Below are 20787 nucleotides of genomic sequence, written 5' to 3'. Positions count from 1 at the left end.
CCGCAGGGAATATCGGCCATCCTTCAAATGGAGGATGGTCATGCGGTCGGTGATCCTCTTGGCCGGACGCCGCAGGTTGAAATGAGTTGATCAGAACGCGATGCGCACGCCGCCCTGGCCGTGTCGATACGGCTGCGACCGGACGCCGCGCCGCTTGAATCCACCCCTGCTTGCGGACTGATTGGCCTGTCTTGACGAGCGTCTCGGGTCAGATGTCGGCGTCCTGGGACGCGGCGAAGCTTCGGCATGAAAGCGGGACGAGCATGGCCGCGTGACGGCGGTAGCGGCGATACCGGTTGCCGAACTGCTGGATCAGATCGTGCTCTTCCAACTGAATGCCGATCAGGATGTAGGCTGTGATGCCAAGCGAATAGACCAGATGACCGACCGTCATCGCAGGCGTGGCCCAGACTGCGAGCAGGATGCCGAGATAGATCGGATGGCGGACATACCGGTAGAGCAACGGCGTGCGGAATTTGGCTTCGGGCGGTTGTTTACCGAACAGGTGCATGAACACCTGGCTGAGGCCGAACAACTCGAAATGATTGAGAAGAAACGTGCTGACCACCAGCACGACCCAACCCAGCCAGAAGACGGCGTCGATCGCCCCCGCCGCGACCGGGTGGTTCACGGTCCAGACCGGCGTGGGGATCGGCTGCCACTGCCAGTACAGCAACAGCAGTGCAAAGCTGGCGAACAGCACGTAGGTGCTGCGCTCGACCGAAGCCGGCACGATTCGCGTCCACCAGCGCTTGAAGCCCTGACGCGCCATCACGCTGTGCTGGATCGCGAACACTCCGATTAGCAGCACATCGATAACAATGCTTGCCAGAACCGGACCAATGGCCCCGGAATCGATAGACTTTGGAGGAGCAGGTTCCCGGTGAAGCCAGTGAGATAGAGCAAGGCGACGAGCGTGACACCGTAAGCGGCAGTGCCGTAGAGGACCGCAACTAGACCTGCCATCAATCTTCTCCCAGAGAGTTCATTTTTTTTGCATCGATTCGTTCGATAGCGGCGGCGGCTGCGGCGGTGCTTACAATGAAGAGATTTCGAGCAGCGACTGGCGCGGGTACGTCACCCCGGGGCCGCGGCGGTGATCCCGGATTCTGCACGGTGACCATCCAAGAGCTTGAATTCATCATCACGCCTTCAGGGCGGACGAATTGTTTCAACTCGTCCTTCAAGGCCGCCACCAGCGTATCAAACAAACGAGCAGCCTTCGGACCGGCTTCGCGATAAACCTCCCCTGCGGGACCGATCGCGAGCTGAAACGCGACCGCTTCGTCAAGATCTCGCCCGACCAAGACTTCGGCATCGATCCGTTCGAACCTGATGCCGCCGTAGCCGGCAATCATCAATTGCCGAGTCACGGCCTCGGGATCGGTCATAGAAAACGGTCCGGGCCCGCAGGTTGCAGCGTCTTCCCTGACGGGGGGCAGCTAGCGAAGCAGAACCTCCTTCGACAGTGTAAGCCACGGATTGTCCGCCCGTTCGCGCCAGACGACCATCGTCATCAGTCCACCCGGCTTGAGCGCAAATCGCAAGTTGCTCAAGCCAGCCGTTGGGTTTTCGAAGAACTGGGTTCCAAAGCGAGAGAAGCAAAAATCATGTACCGGCTCGAACGGATGGGTCTGAACATCCGCTTCGAGAAAGCTGAGATTGGTCACCCCTGCCTCCTTCGCATCTGCGCGGCCGACGTCGAGGAAGGCATTGCAGCAATCGAGGCCGAGGACGGATCCGGTCGGTCCGACGCGCCGCGCAAGTTCAATTGCGGTGTCGCCCCAGCCACATCCCACATCCAGGGCCCTGTCGCCGGCTCTGATCGGCAGCGACGGGAAGACTTTAGCGCTATGCAGGTGAAGGCCGCCGGCGAGGATGTGCCGCCACGCATTGAATTTCGGAGCCAGTACAGCGTTCCAGAAATCGATATACGGCGTGACGGTTGCGGTAGCCTGCGCGATGCTCATGATCGGGATATCCGTCTGCTTGGTTGCCATCCAGAACCCCGTCGTGGCGTCCCGCTTTTCCATTCTTCCGCAACCGGTTCCGCGTCCGCCTGACCGTCTGGACAGCGTCTCAAGGAAACGTGGAGGAATCGGTTGCTTGGCAGTTCATTCATGAGCCCCGTATAAGCGCGGGGACCGCCACGGTGAATGATCGCCCAGCCGGATCAGTTGACCGATCGTCCAAATCTGAGATTAGCCTAATGATCGATCCGCTATCGGAAGTGCTTCGATCGGTTCGCCTGACCGGCGGCATTTTTCTGGATGCGCGGTTCACCGCGCCGTGGAGCGTCCATACGCAGATCGTCGCTGAGGACTGCGTGACCTTCGCGGTCAAGCCCTCGCTGCTGATCGCTTACCACTTCGTCATCGCCGGAAAATTTCTGCTCAGCGTCGACAGCGAACCTACAGTCGAGGTGCGGGCCGGCGAGATCGTACTGCTGCCCAGAAACGATGTTCATACACTCGCCAGCGACGCGGGTCTGGTACCGACAAACGCGCGTCATCTCATTCAGCCGTCACCGGATGGGGGGCTGGCAAAAATTATGCACGGCGGAGGCGGTGAGCCGGCGCAAATCGTGTGCGGTTTTCTCGGCAGCGAGGAAACCTATAATCCGTTGATCGCGGCCCTGCCAAGAGTGCTGAAGCTCGACATTCGCGAGGGGGTCGCACGCGACTGGATCGAGGCTTCAGTGCGATATGCAGCCGGCGAACTGACGGCCGGCAGGTTCGCCTCGTCAAACCTGATGTCTCGGCTTTCCGAACTGCTGTTCGTAGAGGCGATGCGGCAATATTCCGTGACATACACCGATCAAGATGGAGGATGGCTGAAGGGGATTGCCGATCCGAAAATCGGACGCGCGCTCGCCTCCATTCATCATAACGTCGGGCTGCCGTGGTCCGCGGAAGTCCCTTGCGAGAGAAGTCTCGATGTCGCGGAGCGCCTTCGTCGACCGCTTCACAACCCTGATCGGGGTGCCACCAATCCGGTATCTGACCATCTGGCGGCTTCAGGCAGCCAAGGTGAGCCTACGAGAAACACGCAAGCCGATCGACCAAATCGCAGAGGAAGTGGGTTACGGATCCGGAGAAGCATTCAGCCGGGAATTCGGCCTGGCGCCTGCGCGATGGCGGCAACGCTGACAACGCAATTGATTGCGCAAGCGTCAAGTTTCAGAACGAGCCTCCATAGGGGGACGATCAGGAAATGATGCGTCGCCGTCGCGGCGAGAGCCGTAGCGGGTCAAACCGGCCCTGGACGGTCGGAATCGCACCTCTTGTCTATCTCGCACAGCGGAGCATGTGACCAGCTGATACGCACGTCCTAGTGCCCTCGGCGTGGACCTGGAGCACGGGCACGCGTCACGCACGCCAATTTCAGTGCGCACAAACCCGCGCGATATCGGCGACGGGTCGAGATCGGCGAAGGCACGCACATGGTCCTGCTGGAGAAGAACCGGTTGCAGGCCTTCGACGCGATCAATCAGTTTCTCTCGGAACAGTATGAGCATGACTAGCGCGATCTCCGCGGATCCCGCCGCGAGAAACACAGATGCTTCGCCTGAGCGCGACTCGCGCTTCCGGTTCCCGAATCGTCCGATCCTTGAGGACGATCGCATGCGCCGTCTACTATTCCGGAACCGTTTGACCGATCGCCCTCGCACTTCTGGGCGCATGCTGGGCAGACAAACAATGACCTGCATGGAGTAAAACTATCAAAGTTTAATGCGCTCTGTCGTTCTCATCGATCAAATTGGGGACGGGTTCTGAGTTATTAGGCGACCAATGCAGGCAGGATTTGCGTTCTCCAAGCTCGCCGACCGGTTGGCGAGCCTCACTCCCGTAACGGCCGACGATCTCCACCTGCTCGCGGACATGGCAAGCACAATCGCGCATCTCGGTTCGCGTCAGGCCGTTTTGCGGCATGGCGATGATGCCACCCAGTGCTGCCTGCTCCTTCAGGGATATCTGTCGTGGCAGGATGCAGAGAGTGCGGACGGGCAGATCACGTCAATCCATGTTCCCGGTGACATCGCCGATCTACACACGCTTTATCGTCCTCGCGTTGACGGCAACCTGATCGCGCTCGGCCCTGCCATCGTCGCTCTCGTGCCACACCGCTTCTTTCACGATTTGTCCGCGCGTTCGCCCGCGATGTCTCGCGCATTGCTGCTGATGCTGCTCACCACCCACGCCATTCAGCGCAACTGGACAGTGAACCTGGGTAGCCGTGATGCATTGACGCGCGTGGCGCATCTGCTGTGCGAGATCACCACCCGGCTGCAAAGCGTCGGCTTGGCGAGAGATTTCAGACTGCCGTCACCCTTCACCCAATCGGACCTTGCGGCAGCATGCAGCATCTCCCCGGTCCACGCCAACCGCACGATTCAGGAACTGCGACGATGCAATCTCCTGCAATGGCAGGGCAAGACGGTAACGATCACGGACTGGCAGGGACTCGTGCGGCTCGCAAGATTCGATCCGACTTACCTGAGAATTTTGTCCAGCCGCGACGATGCGTCGTCCTCGCGTCTCAGGCCACTTACGGCGGACCTTGCGCTCGCTTGAGCTCCTTTCGGACGACACCTTGGAAACTTGCGGAGCGTGCAATCAGGGCCTCCCGCACCTCTTCAAGGACGCTATCCCAGTTGCCTGGTGTCCTCTGATGAAACAGCCGCAGGCTCGGATACCAAAGGGAATGGGCCTCGGATGCCGGCCAGCGCCAGTCGCAATCCGCATGCAATAAGACCCACGCCTCACAGCCGAGTGCTCCCGCGAGATGGGCCACCATAGTGTCGACGCAAATGACGAGATCGAGCCGCTGGAGGAGATGACCGAGAACCGTAACGTCAGGCGTGCTGACGTCCCTCGCGCCGATCTCGGCCAGTTCGCACGTTCGGGCCCCGCGTTGCAGTGAGCAGAGCGTCACGCCGGGAACGGCAAGATGTCCCAACAGGGACGGCGGAACGGTCCTCCGCTTGTCCCAATTGCCGACTTCCCAAACCAGGCCCACGGCAAGGCCCCTGAGTTCGAGACCTCGGTCTTGCGGGAGCGCTGGTTCGACCTTGGTCGGCAACGACAGGTAAGGTGCGCGCATCTCGACCTGCTCTCGCCTCGCCCTTATGGCATGCGGCACCTCCATAATCTCGATATCGACCTCGAAGTCGACCTCAGGTGCACCATCATGGAGCGCGAAGGCCCGATCGACGCCAGCCGCTCGCTCGACCAGCGGCAGAAGCTCGCCCTGGCACCAGACCGTGACGCGGCGCGCGACGTCACGAAGCGGCCGCATGAAGCGCAGGAACTGGATAGTGTCGCCGAGCCCGTGGTAGCAGCGGACCAGCACATCCTTGCCCCTCAGTTCCTCACCACGCCAGATCCGCTGCAGGTGACGCGGCCCGGTGTGCTTGGGTGGATACGCAAGCATTGCCAGATCGCGGTCATTGATTGCCCAGGCGCGTTCGAAGTCGCCTGCCCGCATCGCCTCGGTCCAGCTGCCCGACACGTGGCGATCCAACTAGCGCCGTACGAATTTGTGAAAGCGGCTCGGCTTCCCATCCTTGGTCTGGTCCTGATGGAGGAAGGCAATGCCGGCCTCGTCGAACTTGGCGAAGAATTCGTCCCAGCTGATCCGATCGAGACCTTCGTCGGGCGGATCGAAATCGATGCGCAGGATACCGGCGTGTCCGTCCTCCTCCGTGGCCTTGACCGTTGCAGGCTTTCCGCCGCGCTCCTCCGCCCATTTCCGGATCACATCATGGCTGGTGGTCTGCTGGGCTTCGCTGGTTTGTGATTTGGATGACATGTGACACCTCGATTGCTGACAAGGAGCGAGCGACGGATCGGCCCTCGCGTCGGACTGTTTCGCCGTGAACGCCGGGCGCGAGCATTTGTTCTTTCGTAGGCCGGACTCTCTCAAAACATCATCTTCTTCATCTTCATCATGGAAGCTTTTCGTTCCCACCAACCCGCCCGGGATTCTATCCCAGGTTAAGCGCGCGAGATTTTTTCGGCCGGAATCCGACGTGAGGCGGACATAGTGCAGTGAGTTCAGGAACGAACATACGTTCCCCACGTTCGCCGACGTACTTACGTCAACACTGCATCTCTTCAACACTGCATGCCTTAACGCTGCACGTCTTCCGGAGGGCCTCTAGCCATGCATTCTCGTCTTCAGGACAGGCGGCGCGTGCGCGTCGGCATCGTCGGTGTCGGCAATTGTGCGAGCTCCTTCGTTCAAGGGCTCTCCTATTACCGGGACGCCAAATCGAATGAACCGGTGCCTGGGCTGATGAACGCCGATCTCGGCGGCTACCACATCAGCGACATTCAGGTCGCGTCGGCCTTCGACGTCCATGCCGGCAAGGTCGGACGCGACGTGGCCGAGGCGATCTTCGCAGCGCCGAACAACACGCACCGCTTCTCCGACGTCGCCCCCACCGGCGTCATGGTCCAACGCGGCCCCGTCATGGACGGTGTCGGCCATTATCTAAAGGACGACGTCCCGATTGCGGATGTCCCGGAAGCCGACGTCTCCGAAGTGCTCGCGACCTCGCGCACGGACGTGCTTGTGTCCTATCTTCCCGTCGGCTCGCAGCGTGCGAGCGAATTTTACGCCGCGCGCGCGATCGAGGCCGGCTGCGGCTACGTCAATTGCATCCCCGTCTTCATTGCCTCGAATCCCGACTGGCGGCGGCGTTTCGAGGATGCAGGCCTGCCGATCGTCGGCGACGACATCAAGAGCCAGGTCGGCGCCACCATTCTGCACCGTGTGCTCGCCAATCTCTTCCGTGAACGCGGCGTACGGCTGGACAGAACCTACCAGCTCAACATCGGCGGCAACACCGATTTCAAGAACATGCTCGAGCGCGAGCGGCTGACATCAAAGAAGATCTCCAAAACCCAAGCCGTAACCAGCCAGTTCGACGTGCCCATGGATGCCGATAATATCCATGTCGGCCCGAGCGACCATGTGCCGTGGCTGACCGACCGCAAGCTGGCCTTTATCCGCCTGGAGGGCACCACGTTCGGCGGTGTTCCCTTGAGCGCGGAAGTCAAGCTCGAAGTCTGGGACTCCCCGAACTCGGCGGGTGTCGTGATCGACGCGGTCCGCTGCGCCAAGCTCGCCATGGACCGCGGGCAGGCCGGCGCGCTGACGGGCCCCTCGAGCTATTTCATGAAGTCGCCGCCTCAGCAGTTCACGGACGAAGAGGCCGGACGGCGAACGCGCGCCTTCATCGACGACAAGGCGTATACCTGATGGCGAAGATCATTCATCTGATCCGCCACGGGCATCATGCCCTGCTCGGCCGCACGCTCTGTGGCCGGATGAAGGGCGTAGAGCTCGATGATCTCGGCTGCGAGGAAATCGCGCGATGCGCCGATACTTTCACGCCCCCGCCGAGCATGGTTCAGTCGAGCCCGCAGCGGCGCTGCATGCAGTCGGCCTGCATCCTGGCGGCGCGCTTCGGCTTGCCGGTCGAGATCGTGCCGGCACTCGACGAGCTCGACTACGGCGAATGGACCGGACTGTCGTTCGAGGCGCTCGCCCGGGATCCCCGCTGGTCGCGCTGGAACGAACAACGCGGAACGAACCGCCCGCCGGGGGGCGAAAGCATGCGGTCGCTTCAGAAGCGCGTCGTCGCCCATCTGGAGCAGCTGCGCAACGATCATGGTAGCGGCACCGTCGTCGTCGCCGTCAGCCATGCCGAACCGATCCGCGCGGCGCTGCTGCACTATTCCCGGAAAGAGCTCGACGACTTCCTCTCGATCGAGATCGACCCCGGCAGCGTCAGCACCCTCAGCGTGGACAATCGCGGACTCAAGATCACCGGGATCAATCAGCGGGTGCCAGCGTGAAGATCGTCATTTTCGGCCTGACAATTTCCTCGTCCTGGGGCAACGGTCACGCCACCCTGTGGCGAGGGCTTTGCAAGCATCTCGCGCGAGCCGGCCACAGCGTCGTCTTTTTCGAGCGCGACGTGCCCTACTACGCGGGCGCGCGGGATTTGCACGAACTGCCCGGCGGGCAATTGCGACTGTTCTCGAACTGGGACGATGTGCTGCCTTTGGCGCGGAGCGAAATCCGTGATGCAGATGTCGCGATCATAACGTCCTACTGTCCCGACGCGATCGCCGCGACAGAGCTTGTCCTGTCCGAGGGTCGTGCGGTGCCCGTGTTCTATGACCTCGACACGCCGGTCACGCTGACGAAGCTGATGGCCGGCGAGGCCGTTCCCTATATCGGGCCGCGCGGCCTGCGGGATTTCGCCCTGGTCCTGAGCTTCACCGGCGGCTCCCGCATCTGCAACGAATTTCGCGACAGGCTCGGCGCCTGCAACGTCCGCCCGCTCTACGGACACGTCGATACGGACATCCATCGGCCGGTGCCGTCGCAGCCGCATTACCGTGCGGATCTGTCCTATCTCGGCACATATTCGCAGGATCGCCAGCGCGCACTCGAGGCTCTGTTCGTCGAACCCGCACGTAACAGGCAGGATCTGCGCTTCCTGATTGGAGGTGCACAATATCCGGAAGATTTTCCCTGGTCGCCAAACATCTACTTCGTGCAGCACTTGCCGCCGTCGGAGCACGCGGCGTTCTTTGCGTCATCCCGGCTGACACTCAACGTCACGCGCCGCGCCATGGCCGAGATGGGCTGGTGCCCCTCCGGCCGCCTGTTCGAAGCCGCTGCCTGCAAGGCCCCGCTGCTCAGCGACGACTGGCCGGGACTCGATGAATTCTTTGTACCTGGGCAGGAGATCCTGATCGCATGCGATGCGAAGGACACGCTTGCTGCGTTGACGATGGCCGACGCCGAGCTTCAGCACATTGCCGGGCGCGCCTATGAACGGACCATGGATCAGCACACATCCGACAAGCGCGCAGCCGAACTGATTTGGCTGCTCGAGCAGACGGCATCGCTCGGCGCGCGCCGACAGCAACCCGAGGAGGCCTGATCATGTGGGGCATCGTTCCGGCCGCGGGCCGCGGCAGCCGCATCCAGCCGCTCGCCTTCTCCAAGGAGTTGCTTCCGGTCGGAAGCCAACGGGACGACGGCATCGACCGTCCGTGCGCCGTCTCCGAATATCTGCTGGAGCGGCTGATCCTTGGGGGCGCCGACAAGATCTGCTTCGTGATCTCCCCCGGCAAATCGGACATCCTCGAATATTTCGGCGATCATTATGGCAGCGCCCAGCTCGCCTATGTCGTGCAGCCCGATGCGTCGGGGCTGTGCGATGCCGTGTTCAGGGCGGGCACGGTCGTTGGCCACGACGAAGACGTCCTGGTCGGACTTCCGGATACCGTATGGTTCCCAAAGGCGGCCTTGCAGACGTTGCCGGCCGCCGACCTGTCGTTTCTGCTGTTTCCGGTCGAACATCCCGAGTTCTTCGATGCCGTCGTGCTCGACGGCGATCGCGTCACGGAGATCCAGGTCAAGCAGCCGGATGCGGTGTCGAGATGGATATGGGGCGCCTTCAAGATGTCCGGCCACGGATTTCGCGAGCTTCAGTCGTTGTGGACGAAGCGCGACCGCCGCGATGAATATTTCGGGACGCTCGTCAATGCCTACATCGCGGGCGGCGGCCAGGGTCTCGGCGTCAAGGCCGGCGAATCCTATGTCGACGTCGGCACCATCGATGGCTACCGGACGGCAATGGCGTTGCTCGCGGAAAGCTCCGCCGGGAACGGACGCTCTCGACTGCTGGCCGGCGGTTCGCCGGAGGCAATCCGCCCTGCCTCCGCAATGAACAATGGAGTGACCGCATGAGCAGAGGCGCCCTCTCCCGCGAGGAAATCCGCCAGCGCGTCGATGCGCTCGGGCCATGGTTTCACAATCTGGACCTGAACGGCGTGCCGACAGCGCCTTCACACTTTCTCGGCGACTATCCCAACGTGAAATGGCGCCGCTTTTCCGGGATCATTCCGGACCGCCTCGAAGGCAAGACCGTGCTCGATATCGGCTGCAATGCCGGTTTCTACGCCATGGAGATGAAGCGGCGCGGCGCCGAGCGCGTCCTCGGCCTGGACACCGACGACGAATATCTCGCGCAAGCCCGCTTCGCGGCCGAGGTGAACGGGCTCAGGATCGAATTCCGCAAGATGTCAGCCTATGATGTCGGCCAGCTGCGCGAAAAATTCGATCTCGTGATCTTCATGGGCGTGCTCTACCACCTGCGGCACCCTCTGCTGGCACTCGACCTGATCCACGAGCACGTGGCTGACGATCTCCTGCTGTTCCAGTCGATGCAGCGCGGCGACAGCCGCGTGGATTCCCTCGACAAGAACTATGACTTCTGGACCACCGATCAGTTCGATTCCCCGGGCTATCCAAAGCTGCACTTCATCGAGAACAAATATGCCGACGACCCCACCAATTGGTGGGTGCCGAACCGCGCCTGCGCCGAAGCCATGCTGCGCAGCGCCGGCTTTGCGATCGCGGCGCATCCGGAAGAGGAAGTCTATCTCTGCAAACGGGTGACAAGGCCGCAGGCGGAAGGTCCGGTTTATCCGTCGCGGGAGACTGGCCGATGATCGAAGCCGCCAAGATCTGGAACGAGCCCAACAACAAGTCGCACTGGGACATCCTGATCGATCCGGATTGGACCATGTTCGCGAGCCTGTCGCTCGCTGCCGGAAAGGCGATCCGCAGCGCGCATCCCACACTCCCACGTGTGCTTGGCGGCATATCGCCGATCGATCCGTCCTTCCTGCGCAACATGCAGGCGCGCGGCGTACTCGATCATGTCGATGTCGTGGCCGTGCACGGCTTTCCGCTGGACTGGAACCTGTGGCAGATCGCGGAATGGCCGGCCAAGATCGACGAGATCAAGGCCGTCACCCCGCTGCCTGTTTGGGTCACGGAGGTGGGAGTCTCGTCTTTCGGCGCCGAGGAGGTGCAGGCTTGGGGCCTGACCCGAACGGCGGAGTTGTTGATCGGCCGCGCTCCGCGCATTCACTGGTACAGCCTCTACGATCTGCCTTCGAGTTGGGAGGCCACGACCCGGCACAAGGAAGCTGAAGGTTCATCCTACTACAGGCATTTTCACATGGGCCTGCTACGCGAGGACGGAACGCCGAAAGCCTCGGCGGACCTGTTCGCCCAATATGCACCTGCGATGGGCCTGTGCCAGTGGTTTCACTTCGAGGACCACCGCCTCGACGACGCCGTGCGCTGGATGCGCCGGCTGGGCGTGCAGCATCTCAGGACTGGCCTGTCCTGGGCCGACAGCTTCCGTCCCAATGCGCTCGACTGGTTCGATCGGCAGATGGACGCGCTGGCCGAGTTTCAGGTCACGGTGACCTTCTGCTTCACCCCGGAACATCGGGGTATCGAGCCTCATCACACCAGCCCGCCGCTCGACGTGAACGAGTTCGCCGAGTTCTGCGCGCAGATGGTCGAACGCTATTGCGCGAAAACCGGGCTCGCGCCGTCCGCAGCGTCTTCGCGCCCGGCCATCTCGGAGCCGACATGCGTGCCGTGATCCTGGTGATGGACTCCGTCGGGATCGGCGCCGCGCCCGATGCCATCAATTACGGCGACGAGGGTGCCGATACCGTCGGCCACATTGCCGAGATGTGCATGGCCGGCAATGCCGACGGACCGCACCGGGAGGGGCCGCTTCAGCTTCCCAATCTGGTTGCGCTCGGCCTTGGCCAGGCTTGCCGTCTCGCCACCGGGCGCGTGCCGCCGGGGCTCGATGGCCCAACTGAGCATGCGCGATTTGGCTGCGCGAGCGAGATCTCCAAAGGCAAGGACACGCCCTCGGGCCATTGGGAGATCGCCGGCGTGCCGGTGCCATTCGACTGGGGCTATTTTCCAAGAACCAAGCCATGCTTCGCGCGCGACCTGACGGAGAGCCTGTGCGAACAGGCTCGAGTGCCCGGCATCCTCGGGAACTGTCACGCCTCCGGCACGGAGATCATCGCCGAATTCGGCGAGCGTCACATCAGAACGGGCGAACCGATCTGCTATACATCGGCCGACAGCGTGTTTCAGATCGCAGCGCACGAGGAGACGTTCGGTCTCGAACGCCTCTATGAGGTCTGCCGTGTTGCACGCCGACTGGTCGACCCCCTCAACATCGGGCGCGTCATCGCACGCCCCTTCATCGGCACGTCGGTAGGTGACTTCAAGCGAACAGCGCACAGGAAGGACTTCTCCGTCCCCCCGCCGGAGCGAACGATCCTCGATCTTGCCGAGAGCGCAGGCCGTGACATCGTAACGATCGGCAAGATCGACGACATCTTCGCCCATCGCGGCACCGGGAGGAACCTGCGCGGCGATGGCAACCAAGCGCTGTTCGATGCCACGTATGATGGGCTGGCCTCTCTCGCGGAGGGCGGGATGTTGTTCGCCAATTTCATCGATTTCGACACGCTGTACGGCCATCGCCGAGATGTGGCAGGCTATGCAGCGGCGCTCGAAGCCTTCGATGCGCGAGTTCCGGATCTTTTGAACCGCCTGCGCGAGGATGATCTCCTGATCATCACGGCTGATCATGGTTGCGATCCGACCTGGAGCGGTACCGATCACACGCGGGAACAAGTGCCGGTTTTGGCGTGGAGCGCGCGGTTAACTTCTCCGATCGGCAAGCGCGCCGGATTTGCGGACATCGGCGCGACGGTCGCGAGCCATCTCGAGCTGCAGGCACCGGGTCACGGCGTGTATTTTTAGCCTGCTGCACCGCGCAGATTCACCTGGGTTATTGATCCAGGTTAGAGAAATTTTCGTTTGTAGGTTTCGCAGGAACGAACATTCCTTGCACCGCTTCTACTTCCAAATGTGACTGGCGCGCCGGTCGCTCGACCAGAACAGCAGCGCGCTTTCATTCTCATCACGGATTGATCCCGCAGGATCGATCTTACGGCGGCACGGAGCGGTGAATGACGCGAGTATTGATCACTGGAGGTGCGGGATTCATCGGATCGCATGCAGCGGACGCGCTGCTCGCGGCCGGCTACGAAGTCCGCCTGCTCGACAATCTCTCGCCGCAGGTCCACGGAGGCAACCGCCAGCGTCCCGCCTATCTTGCCAAAGACGCGGAGCTCGTCGTCGGTGACGTCACCGACGCTCTCGCGGTCGATCATGCGTTGCGCGGCACCGACATGGTCCTGCATCTCGCATCAGCGGTCGGCGTCGGCCAGAGCATGTATGACATCGAACCCTACGTCAGAACCAACGAGCTCGGTACCGCCGTGCTGTTGCAAGCACTATCCAAGCGCCCGGTCGCGCGGCTCGTGGTGGCCTCGTCCATGAGTATTTACGGCGAGGGCCTTTACCGGAGCGCCGATCAGAGCGTGGTCGCCTGCGAGGAGCGGGCGGTCGAGCAGCTTCGCCGCGGCGATTGGGAGCTGCGCGATGCCGCTGGCAACCCGCTCGATCCCGTCCCTACGCCGGAGACAAAGCAGCCTTCGCTGAGCTCGATCTATGCGCTCAACAAATATGCGCAGGAGCGCATGTGCCTGATCACAGGCAAGGCGTATGGCATTCCGACGGTGGCGCTACGCTTCTTCAATGCGTTCGGGCCACGTCAGGCCCTGTCCAATCCGTATACCGGCGTACTGGCCATCTTCGCCGCCCGGCTGCTCAACGGCCGTCCTCCCCTCGTGTTCGAGGATGGCCGGCAGCGCCGCGACTTCGTCCATGTCCATGACGTCGCCCGCGCCTGCCGGATGGCGCTGGAGGCGGAGCATGCGCAGGACGTCTTCAACGTCGGCTCTGGTCAGAGTCGCACCATTTTGTCGGTCGCGGAGGATCTGGCCGAAGTCATGGGGCGCCGCGACATTGCGCCCGAGCTGACGCGGAAATATCGCGCCGGGGACATCCGGCACTGCTTCGCCGATATGGGAAAATCCCGCGACGTGCTCGGCTTCGAGCCTCGCGTCGCATTCAGGGACGGGCTCGAAGAGCTGGCGGAATATCTCGCCGACCAGATCGCCGACGATCAGGCGGAGCGAGCCACCAAGGAGCTGCAGCAACGAGGATTGGTCGCGTGATGAGTGAACGAGACAACAGACCCGTCCTGATCACCGGCGGCTGCGGGTTTATCGGCTGCAACCTCGCCGACCGCCTCGCGGAGCGCGGCGAGCCGGTGCTGATCCTGGATAACCTCGCCCGCACCGGCGTGCGGGAGAATGCGCAGTGGCTGAAGTCCCGGCATGGCGACCGGGTCACAATCACCGTGGCCGACATTCGCGAGCCGATCCCGGTGATCGACGCCGTACGCGAAGCCCGCGCCGTGCTGCACTTGGCCGCCCAGGTCGCCGTCACCGACAGCGTGAGCGATCCGGCCGCCGATTTCGAGATCAATGCGCGTGGCACATTGAACGTGCTCGAAGCCGTGCGCCTCCACAACAACGCCGCACCGATCGTGTTCGCCTCGACCAACAAGGTCTACGGACGCCTGATCGATGATGGCGACATCGCGCTCACCGGCCGCCGCTACACGCCGAAAAGCGGCCTGCTGGCGGCCGGCATCTCGGAAAATGCGCCGCTCGACTTTTACAGCCCCTATGGATGCTCCAAGGGAACGGCGGATCAATACGTCCACGACTATGCGCGGGTCTACGGCCTCCAGACCGTGGTAATGCGCATGAGCTGCATCTACGGGCCCCGTCAATTCGGCACCGAGGATCAGGGTTGGATCGCGCATTTCCTGCTCAGCGCTATCCGCAGCAAAGAGCTGACGATCTATGGCGACGGCCATCAGGTCCGCGATGCGCTTCACGTCTCCGACGCGGCCGCGGCCTGGCTCGCCGTGCTCGATGGCATCGCGCTCGCCCGTGGGCGCGTATTCAATCTCGGCGGTGGTCCGGCCAACGCGATCAGTCTGCTGGAATTGATCGACCGCATCACCGATCTGACCGGCCGCAAGGTGGCCTATCGCTTTGCCGATTGGAGGCCCGGCGATCAGCCCTGGTACGTGACCGACACGCGCGCGCTCTCCAGCGCGCTCGGCTGGGCACCTCAGATTTCATTCGCAGACGGACTCCGATCCCTTCACACCTGGCTGGCCGGCCGGTTCGGATCGTCACAAGACAACCGCGAGGCGCTCGCATGACGCGTGTTGCCCTCATCAACCCAAACTGGGACTTTGGCGGCAGCATCTATTTCGGCTGCCGATCGCCTCACCTTCCGCTCGAACTCGGGATCTCCGAGCACTACCTGAAGGCGGCCGGGCACAAGACGCTGCTGCTCGACGCCCACATGTTTGACCTTTCTCTCACCGAGATCGAAGCCGAGCTGCGCGCGTTCGGCCCCGACCAGATCGTCATCACGACAGCGCCGACCTATCTGTTCTGGCGCTGCGCCCCTCCCGAGCTCCGCGTTCCGCAGGAGCTTGCGATGGCGGTGCGCGACTTGGCTCCGATCCTCATCGCGGTGGGTCCCCATGGCTCGACCGTGCCAAGGGCGGCGCTTCGAAAGCTCGGCACCGACATCGTCGTGATGGGCGAGTGCGAGGCGTCCTTGCTGCGTCTAGCCAATGGCGAACGGGACTTTCCGGGCTTGTGCTTTGCCGATGGCGCATCGCTCCGCGTCAATGGCGGCCCGCAGGCCGTCGCGTTCAAGGATCAGCCGCCGCTCGACTGGCCGGAGGAGATGATCCGGCGACACCACCATCACCATCACCGCTTCGAAGCCGAGCCGCAGGCGCCAGGCGCCGAGGTCGAATCATCCAGGGGATGTCCGTACAACTGCACGTTCTGCGCCAAGGAGAACTTTCGCAACGCCTACCGCAAGCGGCCCCCCCTTATCGTTCTCGAAGAGATCGACGGTCTGCGCCGTCAAGGCATCGAATATGTCTATTTCATCGACGAGATTTTCCTTCCGAACGCGGAGCTGCTGGAAGGGCTGACCACACGCGGACTGAAGTTCGGGGTGCAGACCCGCATCGACCTTTGGAAGCCGGACATGCTGGCTCTGCTCGGCCGCGCCGGCTGCGTCTCGATTGAAGCCGGCATCGAAAGCCTCACCGTCGAGGGTCGCGCCGCGCTCGCCAAGAACTGCAAGATGACGACCGACCAGCTTGCCGAACGGCTGGTCGAAGCGCGCCGTCACGTTCCTTTCGTCCAGGCCAATTTGATCGAAGTCCCCGAGGACGATGACCCCATCGTGCAGCGCTGGCGTCGCACCATGCAGGATGCCGGCATCTGGGCCAACGATCCGGTCCCGCTGTATCCCTATCCCGGGTCGCCGGATTATCGAAAGCTGTGGGGCGAGCCCGACGATTTCGCCTGGGAGCGCGCACACCGGCACTATCTCGCGATGTTCGACCAGTTCAGCGACGTGCAGAACGATCGCCCGGTCCCGCTCGAGGCTCTCGAACTGCAGGTGGCATCATGAGCCGCAGCTCGCAGCTCAGAATCCTGATGACGACCGATACTGTCGGAGGCGTCTGGACCTACTCGTCTTCTCTAGCTTCGTCCCTTGCTTCGAAGGGCGCCGACGTTACCCTGGTGACGATGGGCCCGCGCGCGCAGGCCGGCCAGCTAGAGATGCTGCGTGGTTCGCGGGTCCGCCTGATCGAAACGGACCTTGCACTCGAATGGCAGGATCCGGAAGGCCAAGATCTGGTCCAGGCCAGGCGCGTCCTTGCGAAGCTCGAGGCCGGAATCGTGCCTGACGTCGTTCACCTCAATAGTTTTCGCGAGGCGGCCTTCGCCTGGCGCGCTCCTGTGATGGTCGTCGCGCATTCCTGCGTCAACTCCTGGGGGCACGCCTGCCACGATACGAGCTGGCTCCGCGAACCGAAATGGCGCAGCTACACCGAACGGGTAACGGCCGCACTCGACACGGCACAGGCCTGGGTTTGTCCCAGCCAGTCCTTCCACGATGACATTGCGGAAATTTATCGGCCTCGCTCGCGCGGCATCGTGATCTGGAATGGAATTGGCCCTCAGGGCTTTGCGGGACGGAAGCAAGACGTGATCTTTGCGGCGGGCCGGCTCTGGGACCGCGCCAAGAACATCGAGGTCCTGGCGGCCGCGGCGCCTGGGCTGGACTGGCCCGTTCAGGTCGCGGGCCCGGCGGATGAGTGCCCTTCGGCTTCCATCACCTGGCTCGGGCATTTGCCTCACGAAGTCATGCGCGCGCATTTGCGGCAGGCCGGCATCTTCGCCAGCCCCGCGCTCTATGAGCCGTTCGGCCTCTCCGTTCTGGAAGCCGCGGCGGCGGGATGCGCTCTCGTCCTGTCCAACATTCCGACTTTCAGGGAATTGTGGAGCGGGGCCGCGCTCTTCGTCGATCCCACCGACAGCAAGGCGCTGCATCGAGCGCTCGCAGGTCTGTGCACCGACGATCGCGAGCGGGTGAGGCTGCAACGTGCCGCCTTTGAGCATTCCCTGACCTACTCGCTGACCCGAACCACGAGCGCCTATCTCAGCCTCTACGAGGAGCTGCTTGCCGTCCATCACGCGCCTGCCCCCATGGAGGTACGCGCATGAAATGCGTTCTATTCTATCACGCGTTCACCTCCTGCTGGAACAACGGCAATGCCCATTTCCTGCGCGGTTATGCCCGCGAACTTCACGCGCTCGGTCATGAGGTCGTCGTGTTCGAGCCGATCGACGGCTGGAGCCGATTGAATGCGATCCGCGAGGGTGGCAGTCAGACGATGGAGGATATTCCAACGCTGTTTCCCGGCATCGGCATCCGCCGCTACGACGCCTCCCTTGATCTCGATGAGGCATTGCACGGCGCCGATCTCGTCATCGTCCACGAATGGAATTCGCCTGATCTGATCGCAGACATCGGATCGAGACGGGCTCACGGCGCGCCCTTCACGTTGCTGTTCCACGACACCCATCATCGCGCCGTCAGCGCACCGGACGAACTCGCGCAGTTCGACCTCGACGGCTTCGACGGTGTGCTCGCCTTCGGCGAGGTCCTTCGCCAAATATATCTGAAGCTCGGCTGGGCGGACCGAGCCTTCACCTGGCACGAGGCGGCCGACATCGCCCTGTATCATCCGCTGCCGCATATCGAGCGCACCGACGATGTCGTCTGGATCGGCAATTGGGGCGACGGCGAACGCAGCGCCGAGCTCAACGAATTTCTGGTCGAACCCGTGGCCGAGCTGAAGCTGCGCGCGGGCGTCTATGGCGTCCGCTATTCGGACGCAGCCCTCGCGACCATTCAGGCGGGGGGCATTCGGTATGGCGGCTGGCTGCCCGCACACTGGGCTCCCATCGCTTTCGCCGGCGCACGCGCGACTGTCCACGTCCCCCGCGGTCCCTATGTCCGCTTGCTACCGGGCATTCCGACCATTCGCATCTTCGAGGCGATGGCGTGCGGCATTCCAATGGTCTCGGCCCCCTGGTCGGACGCGGAAGGCCTGTTCCCGGAAGGTGCCTATCTCAGCGCCTCCGACGGCACCGCAATGAAGCGGGCGCTTCGTGCGCTCCTCGATGACCGGGAATTATGGTCAGCCACGGTGGAGACTGGACTCCGAGCGATCAAGGAGCGTCACACCTGCCGTCACCGGGCGGAGCAGCTTGTCGGCATCGTGCAGGACCTCAGGGCTTCAAGCCACGCGACACAGCCCCTGCGATACATCGGAGCCTCCGCATGAAGATCTGCTTCTTCGGATCCAGCCTCGTCTCATCCTACTGGAACGGTGCCGCCACCTATTACCGCGGCATGCTGAAGGAGATTGCGGCCCTCGGCCACGACGTCACATTCTTCGAGCCCGATGCCTTCGAGCGCCAGGCCCATCGCGACATCGACGATCCCGACTGGGCGAAGGTGGTGGTCTACGCCGCGACGCCCGAGGGCTGGCGTAGCTCGCTTGAGGAAGCCGCCCGCTCGACCGACATGCTGGTCAAAGCCAGCGGCGTCGGCGTCTTCGATCGGGAGCTGGAGAACGCGGTCGCCGACATTCCGTCGAATGCAATGCGCATCTACTGGGACGTCGATGCCCCCGCGACGCTGGAGTCCGTGGCGGACAATCCAGACCATCATCTGCGCCATGCGATCCGATCCTACGACATGGTTTTGACCTATGGCGGCGGCGATGCTGTCGTATCCGCTTATCGCGGCATCGGCGCGCGAGACTGCGTGCCGATCTACAATGCGCTCGACCCCGCCACGCACTTTCCGGCGCCGCCCAATCCACACTTCACGTGCGATCTGAGCTTGCTGGCAAACCGCCTCCCGGACCGCGAGCAGCGCGTCGAGCGGTTCTTTCTCGACGTCGCGCGCCAATTGCCCGACAAAACGTTCGTGCTCGGTGGATCGGGGTGGGACTCCAAAGACACGCCATCCAATCTGCATAAGGTCGGGCATGTCGGGACCGGCGACCACAACGCGTTCTTCGGCTCCGGTCTGGCTACGCTGAACGTCAATCGCGACAGCATGGCGCGCTACGGCTTCTCGCCGCCAACGCGCGTGTTCGAGGCCATCGGTGCCGGAGCCTGCCTGATCACCGACCAGTGGGACGGCATTGATCATTTTCTCGAGCCAGATCGCGAGGTGCTGGTGGCCGCGAGCGGGGCGGAGGTCGCAGAGCATCTTGCCGCACTGCGCCCCGAGCGGGCTCAGGCGATCGCAGCGCGCGCTCGTGCGCGCATTCTGAGCCATCACACCTACCGGCAGCGCGCCCGCCAGTTCAACGATCTCTTTGCCGCAAGCAGTTCGCGAATCGAGGCAGCAGAATGAACCTCACCATCGTCGTCGTCGGTCTTTCGGTTACTTCGTCCTGGGGCAACGGTCATGCCACGACCTATCGCGCCCTGATCGAAGCCCTGGCACGACGAGGTCACCACGTCACGTTTCTGGAACGCGACGTCCCCTGGTATCGCGAGCATCGTGATCTTGCCAAGCCTTCCGGTTGGACTGTCGAGCTTTACCAATCCTTGAAGGACATCCCGCAGCGTTTCGGAAAGATGATCCGGGATGCCGATCTGGTGGTCATCGGCTCCTACGTGCCCGACGGCATCGCGATCTCCGAATGGATCACGACCCACGCCCGGGGGATTACTGCCTTCTACGACATTGACACGCCTGTCACGCTTGCGAAGCTCGAGCAGGGCCTGAACTATCTGTCCGCGGCGATGATCCCGCGCTTCGACCTTTACCTGTCCTTTGCCGGCGGCCCGGTGCCCGGCATGATCGAGGAGAACTATGGCAGTCCGCTGGCTCGGGTGCTGTATTGCAGTGCCGACACCGACATCTACGCGCCGCAACGCGCGGAGAAGAAATGGGCACTTGGCTATCTCGGAACCTACAGCGAGGACCGGCAGCCGGTTCTGGAGCAGCTGCTGCTCGCCCCTGCTCGCACTCTCTCACGCGAGCAATTCGTCGTCGCCGGCGCGCAATATCCCGATGAGGTGGTCTGGCCCGCCAATGTCGCCCGGATCGAGCACCTCACGCCCAAACATCATCCGGGATTTTACGCAGAGCAACGCTTTACGCTAAACGCCACCCGCGCCGACATGCGCGCGCTCGGCTTCTCGCCTAGCGTTCGGTTGTTCGAAGCGGCCGCGTGCGGCACGCCCGTCATCTCGGACCGGTGGCCTGGAATCGAGACCGTCTTCGAGCCTTCCCGGGAAATCCTGCTCGCATCGAGCCCCCGCGACGTCGTGGAGATCCTGCGCGACATGCCCGAGGAGCAAAGGCGCACGATCGCGGAAAACGCACGGCGCCGCGTTCTGGCTGACCACACCTCCGACCACCGCGCCCGGCAAGTCGAGACCTACTACGCCGAGGCGTCGGTCCGCCGCCGCCGGAAAGCCCCGCAACTTCCCGCCTCGCGTCCCATGCAGGTCGCTCAAATCTGAA

Annotated in this window: 21 protein-coding genes; 16 read left to right on the top strand and 5 right to left on the bottom strand. The window is 62.8% G+C overall.

Annotated elements, in window-relative coordinates; genetic code table 11:
• Positions 1-208: 208 nt before the first annotated feature.
• The 3 genes from mddA to IVB36_RS12030 form a co-directional block, all read right to left on the bottom strand.
• On the bottom strand, positions 209-811 hold the full coding sequence (mddA, locus tag IVB36_RS12040) for a methanethiol S-methyltransferase (RefSeq protein ID WP_345946484.1): 603 nt from the start codon (positions 809-811) through the stop codon (positions 209-211).
• A gap of 154 nt (positions 812-965) precedes the next feature.
• Positions 966-1391 (bottom strand): hypothetical protein, encoded by a 426-nt coding sequence (locus tag IVB36_RS12035; RefSeq protein WP_247391527.1) that lies wholly within the window; start codon positions 1389-1391, stop codon positions 966-968.
• Positions 1392-1442: 51 nt separating this feature from the next.
• Positions 1443-2000 (bottom strand): methyltransferase domain-containing protein, encoded by a 558-nt coding sequence (locus tag IVB36_RS12030; RefSeq protein WP_247295128.1) that lies wholly within the window; start codon positions 1998-2000, stop codon positions 1443-1445.
• A 209-nt stretch (positions 2001-2209) separates the two neighbouring features.
• Here IVB36_RS12030 and IVB36_RS12025 point away from each other — a divergent pair, with 209 nt between their 5' ends.
• Both IVB36_RS12025 and IVB36_RS12020 read left to right on the top strand, forming a co-directional pair.
• Positions 2210-3217, top strand: a complete 1008-nt coding sequence (locus IVB36_RS12025) for a cupin domain-containing protein (protein WP_198293418.1) — start codon at positions 2210-2212, stop codon at positions 3215-3217.
• 574 nt (positions 3218-3791) lie between these two features.
• A complete protein-coding gene (locus IVB36_RS12020; protein ID WP_247391526.1) occupies positions 3792-4574 on the top strand; it encodes a Crp/Fnr family transcriptional regulator in 783 nt (260 codons plus the stop codon).
• On the opposite strand, the gene IVB36_RS12015 is transcribed toward IVB36_RS12020, so the two are convergent.
• Positions 4549-5511, bottom strand: a complete 963-nt coding sequence (locus tag IVB36_RS12015) for a hypothetical protein (protein WP_245288576.1) — start codon at positions 5509-5511, stop codon at positions 4549-4551. The two genes, IVB36_RS12020 and IVB36_RS12015, sit on opposite strands and share 26 nt — an antisense overlap.
• Before the next feature lie 12 nt (positions 5512-5523).
• On the bottom strand, positions 5524-5811 hold the full coding sequence (locus IVB36_RS12010; protein ID WP_018460363.1) for a hypothetical protein: 288 nt from the start codon (positions 5809-5811) through the stop codon (positions 5524-5526).
• Positions 5812-6165: 354 nt separating this feature from the next.
• Here IVB36_RS12010 and IVB36_RS12005 point away from each other — a divergent pair, with 354 nt between their 5' ends.
• The 14 genes from IVB36_RS12005 to IVB36_RS11940 all read left to right on the top strand — a co-directional run bounded on the left by IVB36_RS12005 (position 6166) and on the right by IVB36_RS11940 (position 20786).
• Positions 6166-7266: an inositol-3-phosphate synthase gene (locus IVB36_RS12005; RefSeq protein WP_026234013.1), complete on the top strand. Its 1101-nt coding sequence runs from the start codon at positions 6166-6168 to the stop codon at positions 7264-7266.
• Positions 7266-7865, top strand: coding sequence for a histidine phosphatase family protein (locus tag IVB36_RS12000; protein ID WP_018460365.1), 600 nt, complete (start codon positions 7266-7268; stop codon positions 7863-7865). Before IVB36_RS12005 ends, IVB36_RS12000 begins: the two co-directional genes overlap by 1 nt.
• Positions 7862-8965 (top strand): glycosyltransferase, encoded by a 1104-nt coding sequence (locus IVB36_RS11995; RefSeq protein WP_018460366.1) that lies wholly within the window; start codon positions 7862-7864, stop codon positions 8963-8965. The genes IVB36_RS12000 and IVB36_RS11995 overlap by 4 nt, the downstream gene beginning before the upstream one ends.
• Before the next feature lie 2 nt (positions 8966-8967).
• A complete protein-coding gene (locus IVB36_RS11990) occupies positions 8968-9777 on the top strand; it encodes a nucleotidyltransferase family protein (protein WP_247391525.1) in 810 nt (269 codons plus the stop codon).
• Entirely contained in the window at positions 9774-10541 is a 768-nt protein-coding gene (locus tag IVB36_RS11985; RefSeq protein ID WP_018460368.1) for a TIGR04290 family methyltransferase, read from the top strand. The genes IVB36_RS11990 and IVB36_RS11985 overlap by 4 nt, the downstream gene beginning before the upstream one ends.
• Positions 10538-11491, top strand: a complete 954-nt coding sequence (locus tag IVB36_RS11980) for a beta-xylosidase (protein WP_018460369.1) — start codon at positions 10538-10540, stop codon at positions 11489-11491. The genes IVB36_RS11985 and IVB36_RS11980 overlap by 4 nt, the downstream gene beginning before the upstream one ends.
• A complete protein-coding gene (locus tag IVB36_RS11975) occupies positions 11479-12684 on the top strand; it encodes a phosphopentomutase (RefSeq protein WP_204511965.1) in 1206 nt (401 codons plus the stop codon). Before IVB36_RS11980 ends, IVB36_RS11975 begins: the two co-directional genes overlap by 13 nt.
• A 209-nt stretch (positions 12685-12893) precedes the next feature.
• Positions 12894-14006 carry an NAD-dependent epimerase/dehydratase family protein gene (locus IVB36_RS11970; RefSeq protein ID WP_026234015.1) on the top strand — a complete coding sequence of 371 codons (1113 nt, stop codon included), beginning with the start codon at positions 12894-12896 and terminating at the stop codon, positions 14004-14006.
• On the top strand, positions 14006-15070 hold the full coding sequence (locus IVB36_RS11965; protein WP_018460372.1) for a GDP-mannose 4,6-dehydratase: 1065 nt from the start codon (positions 14006-14008) through the stop codon (positions 15068-15070). The genes IVB36_RS11970 and IVB36_RS11965 overlap by 1 nt, the downstream gene beginning before the upstream one ends.
• Positions 15067-16353, top strand: coding sequence for a TIGR04295 family B12-binding domain-containing radical SAM protein (locus IVB36_RS11960; RefSeq protein ID WP_018460373.1), 1287 nt, complete (start codon positions 15067-15069; stop codon positions 16351-16353). Before IVB36_RS11965 ends, IVB36_RS11960 begins: the two co-directional genes overlap by 4 nt.
• Positions 16350-17453: a glycosyltransferase family 4 protein gene (locus IVB36_RS11955; protein WP_018460374.1), complete on the top strand. Its 1104-nt coding sequence runs from the start codon at positions 16350-16352 to the stop codon at positions 17451-17453. The genes IVB36_RS11960 and IVB36_RS11955 overlap by 4 nt, the downstream gene beginning before the upstream one ends.
• Entirely contained in the window at positions 17450-18580 is a 1131-nt protein-coding gene (locus IVB36_RS11950) for a glycosyltransferase (RefSeq protein ID WP_018460375.1), read from the top strand. Before IVB36_RS11955 ends, IVB36_RS11950 begins: the two co-directional genes overlap by 4 nt.
• Positions 18577-19665 (top strand): glycosyltransferase, encoded by a 1089-nt coding sequence (locus IVB36_RS11945; RefSeq protein WP_204511967.1) that lies wholly within the window; start codon positions 18577-18579, stop codon positions 19663-19665. The genes IVB36_RS11950 and IVB36_RS11945 overlap by 4 nt, the downstream gene beginning before the upstream one ends.
• Entirely contained in the window at positions 19662-20786 is a 1125-nt protein-coding gene (locus tag IVB36_RS11940) for a glycosyltransferase (protein WP_018460377.1), read from the top strand. Before IVB36_RS11945 ends, IVB36_RS11940 begins: the two co-directional genes overlap by 4 nt.
• The last annotated feature ends 1 nt before the right edge of the window (position 20787 follow it).

Origin of the sequence: Bradyrhizobium sp. 35 (genome assembly GCF_023073215.1) — a bacterium.
Lineage (GTDB): Bacteria > Pseudomonadota > Alphaproteobacteria > Rhizobiales > Xanthobacteraceae > Bradyrhizobium > Bradyrhizobium canariense_D.
The sequence above is the reverse complement of the archived record's forward strand: the minus strand, read 5'-3'. Positions and strand labels throughout refer to the sequence as shown.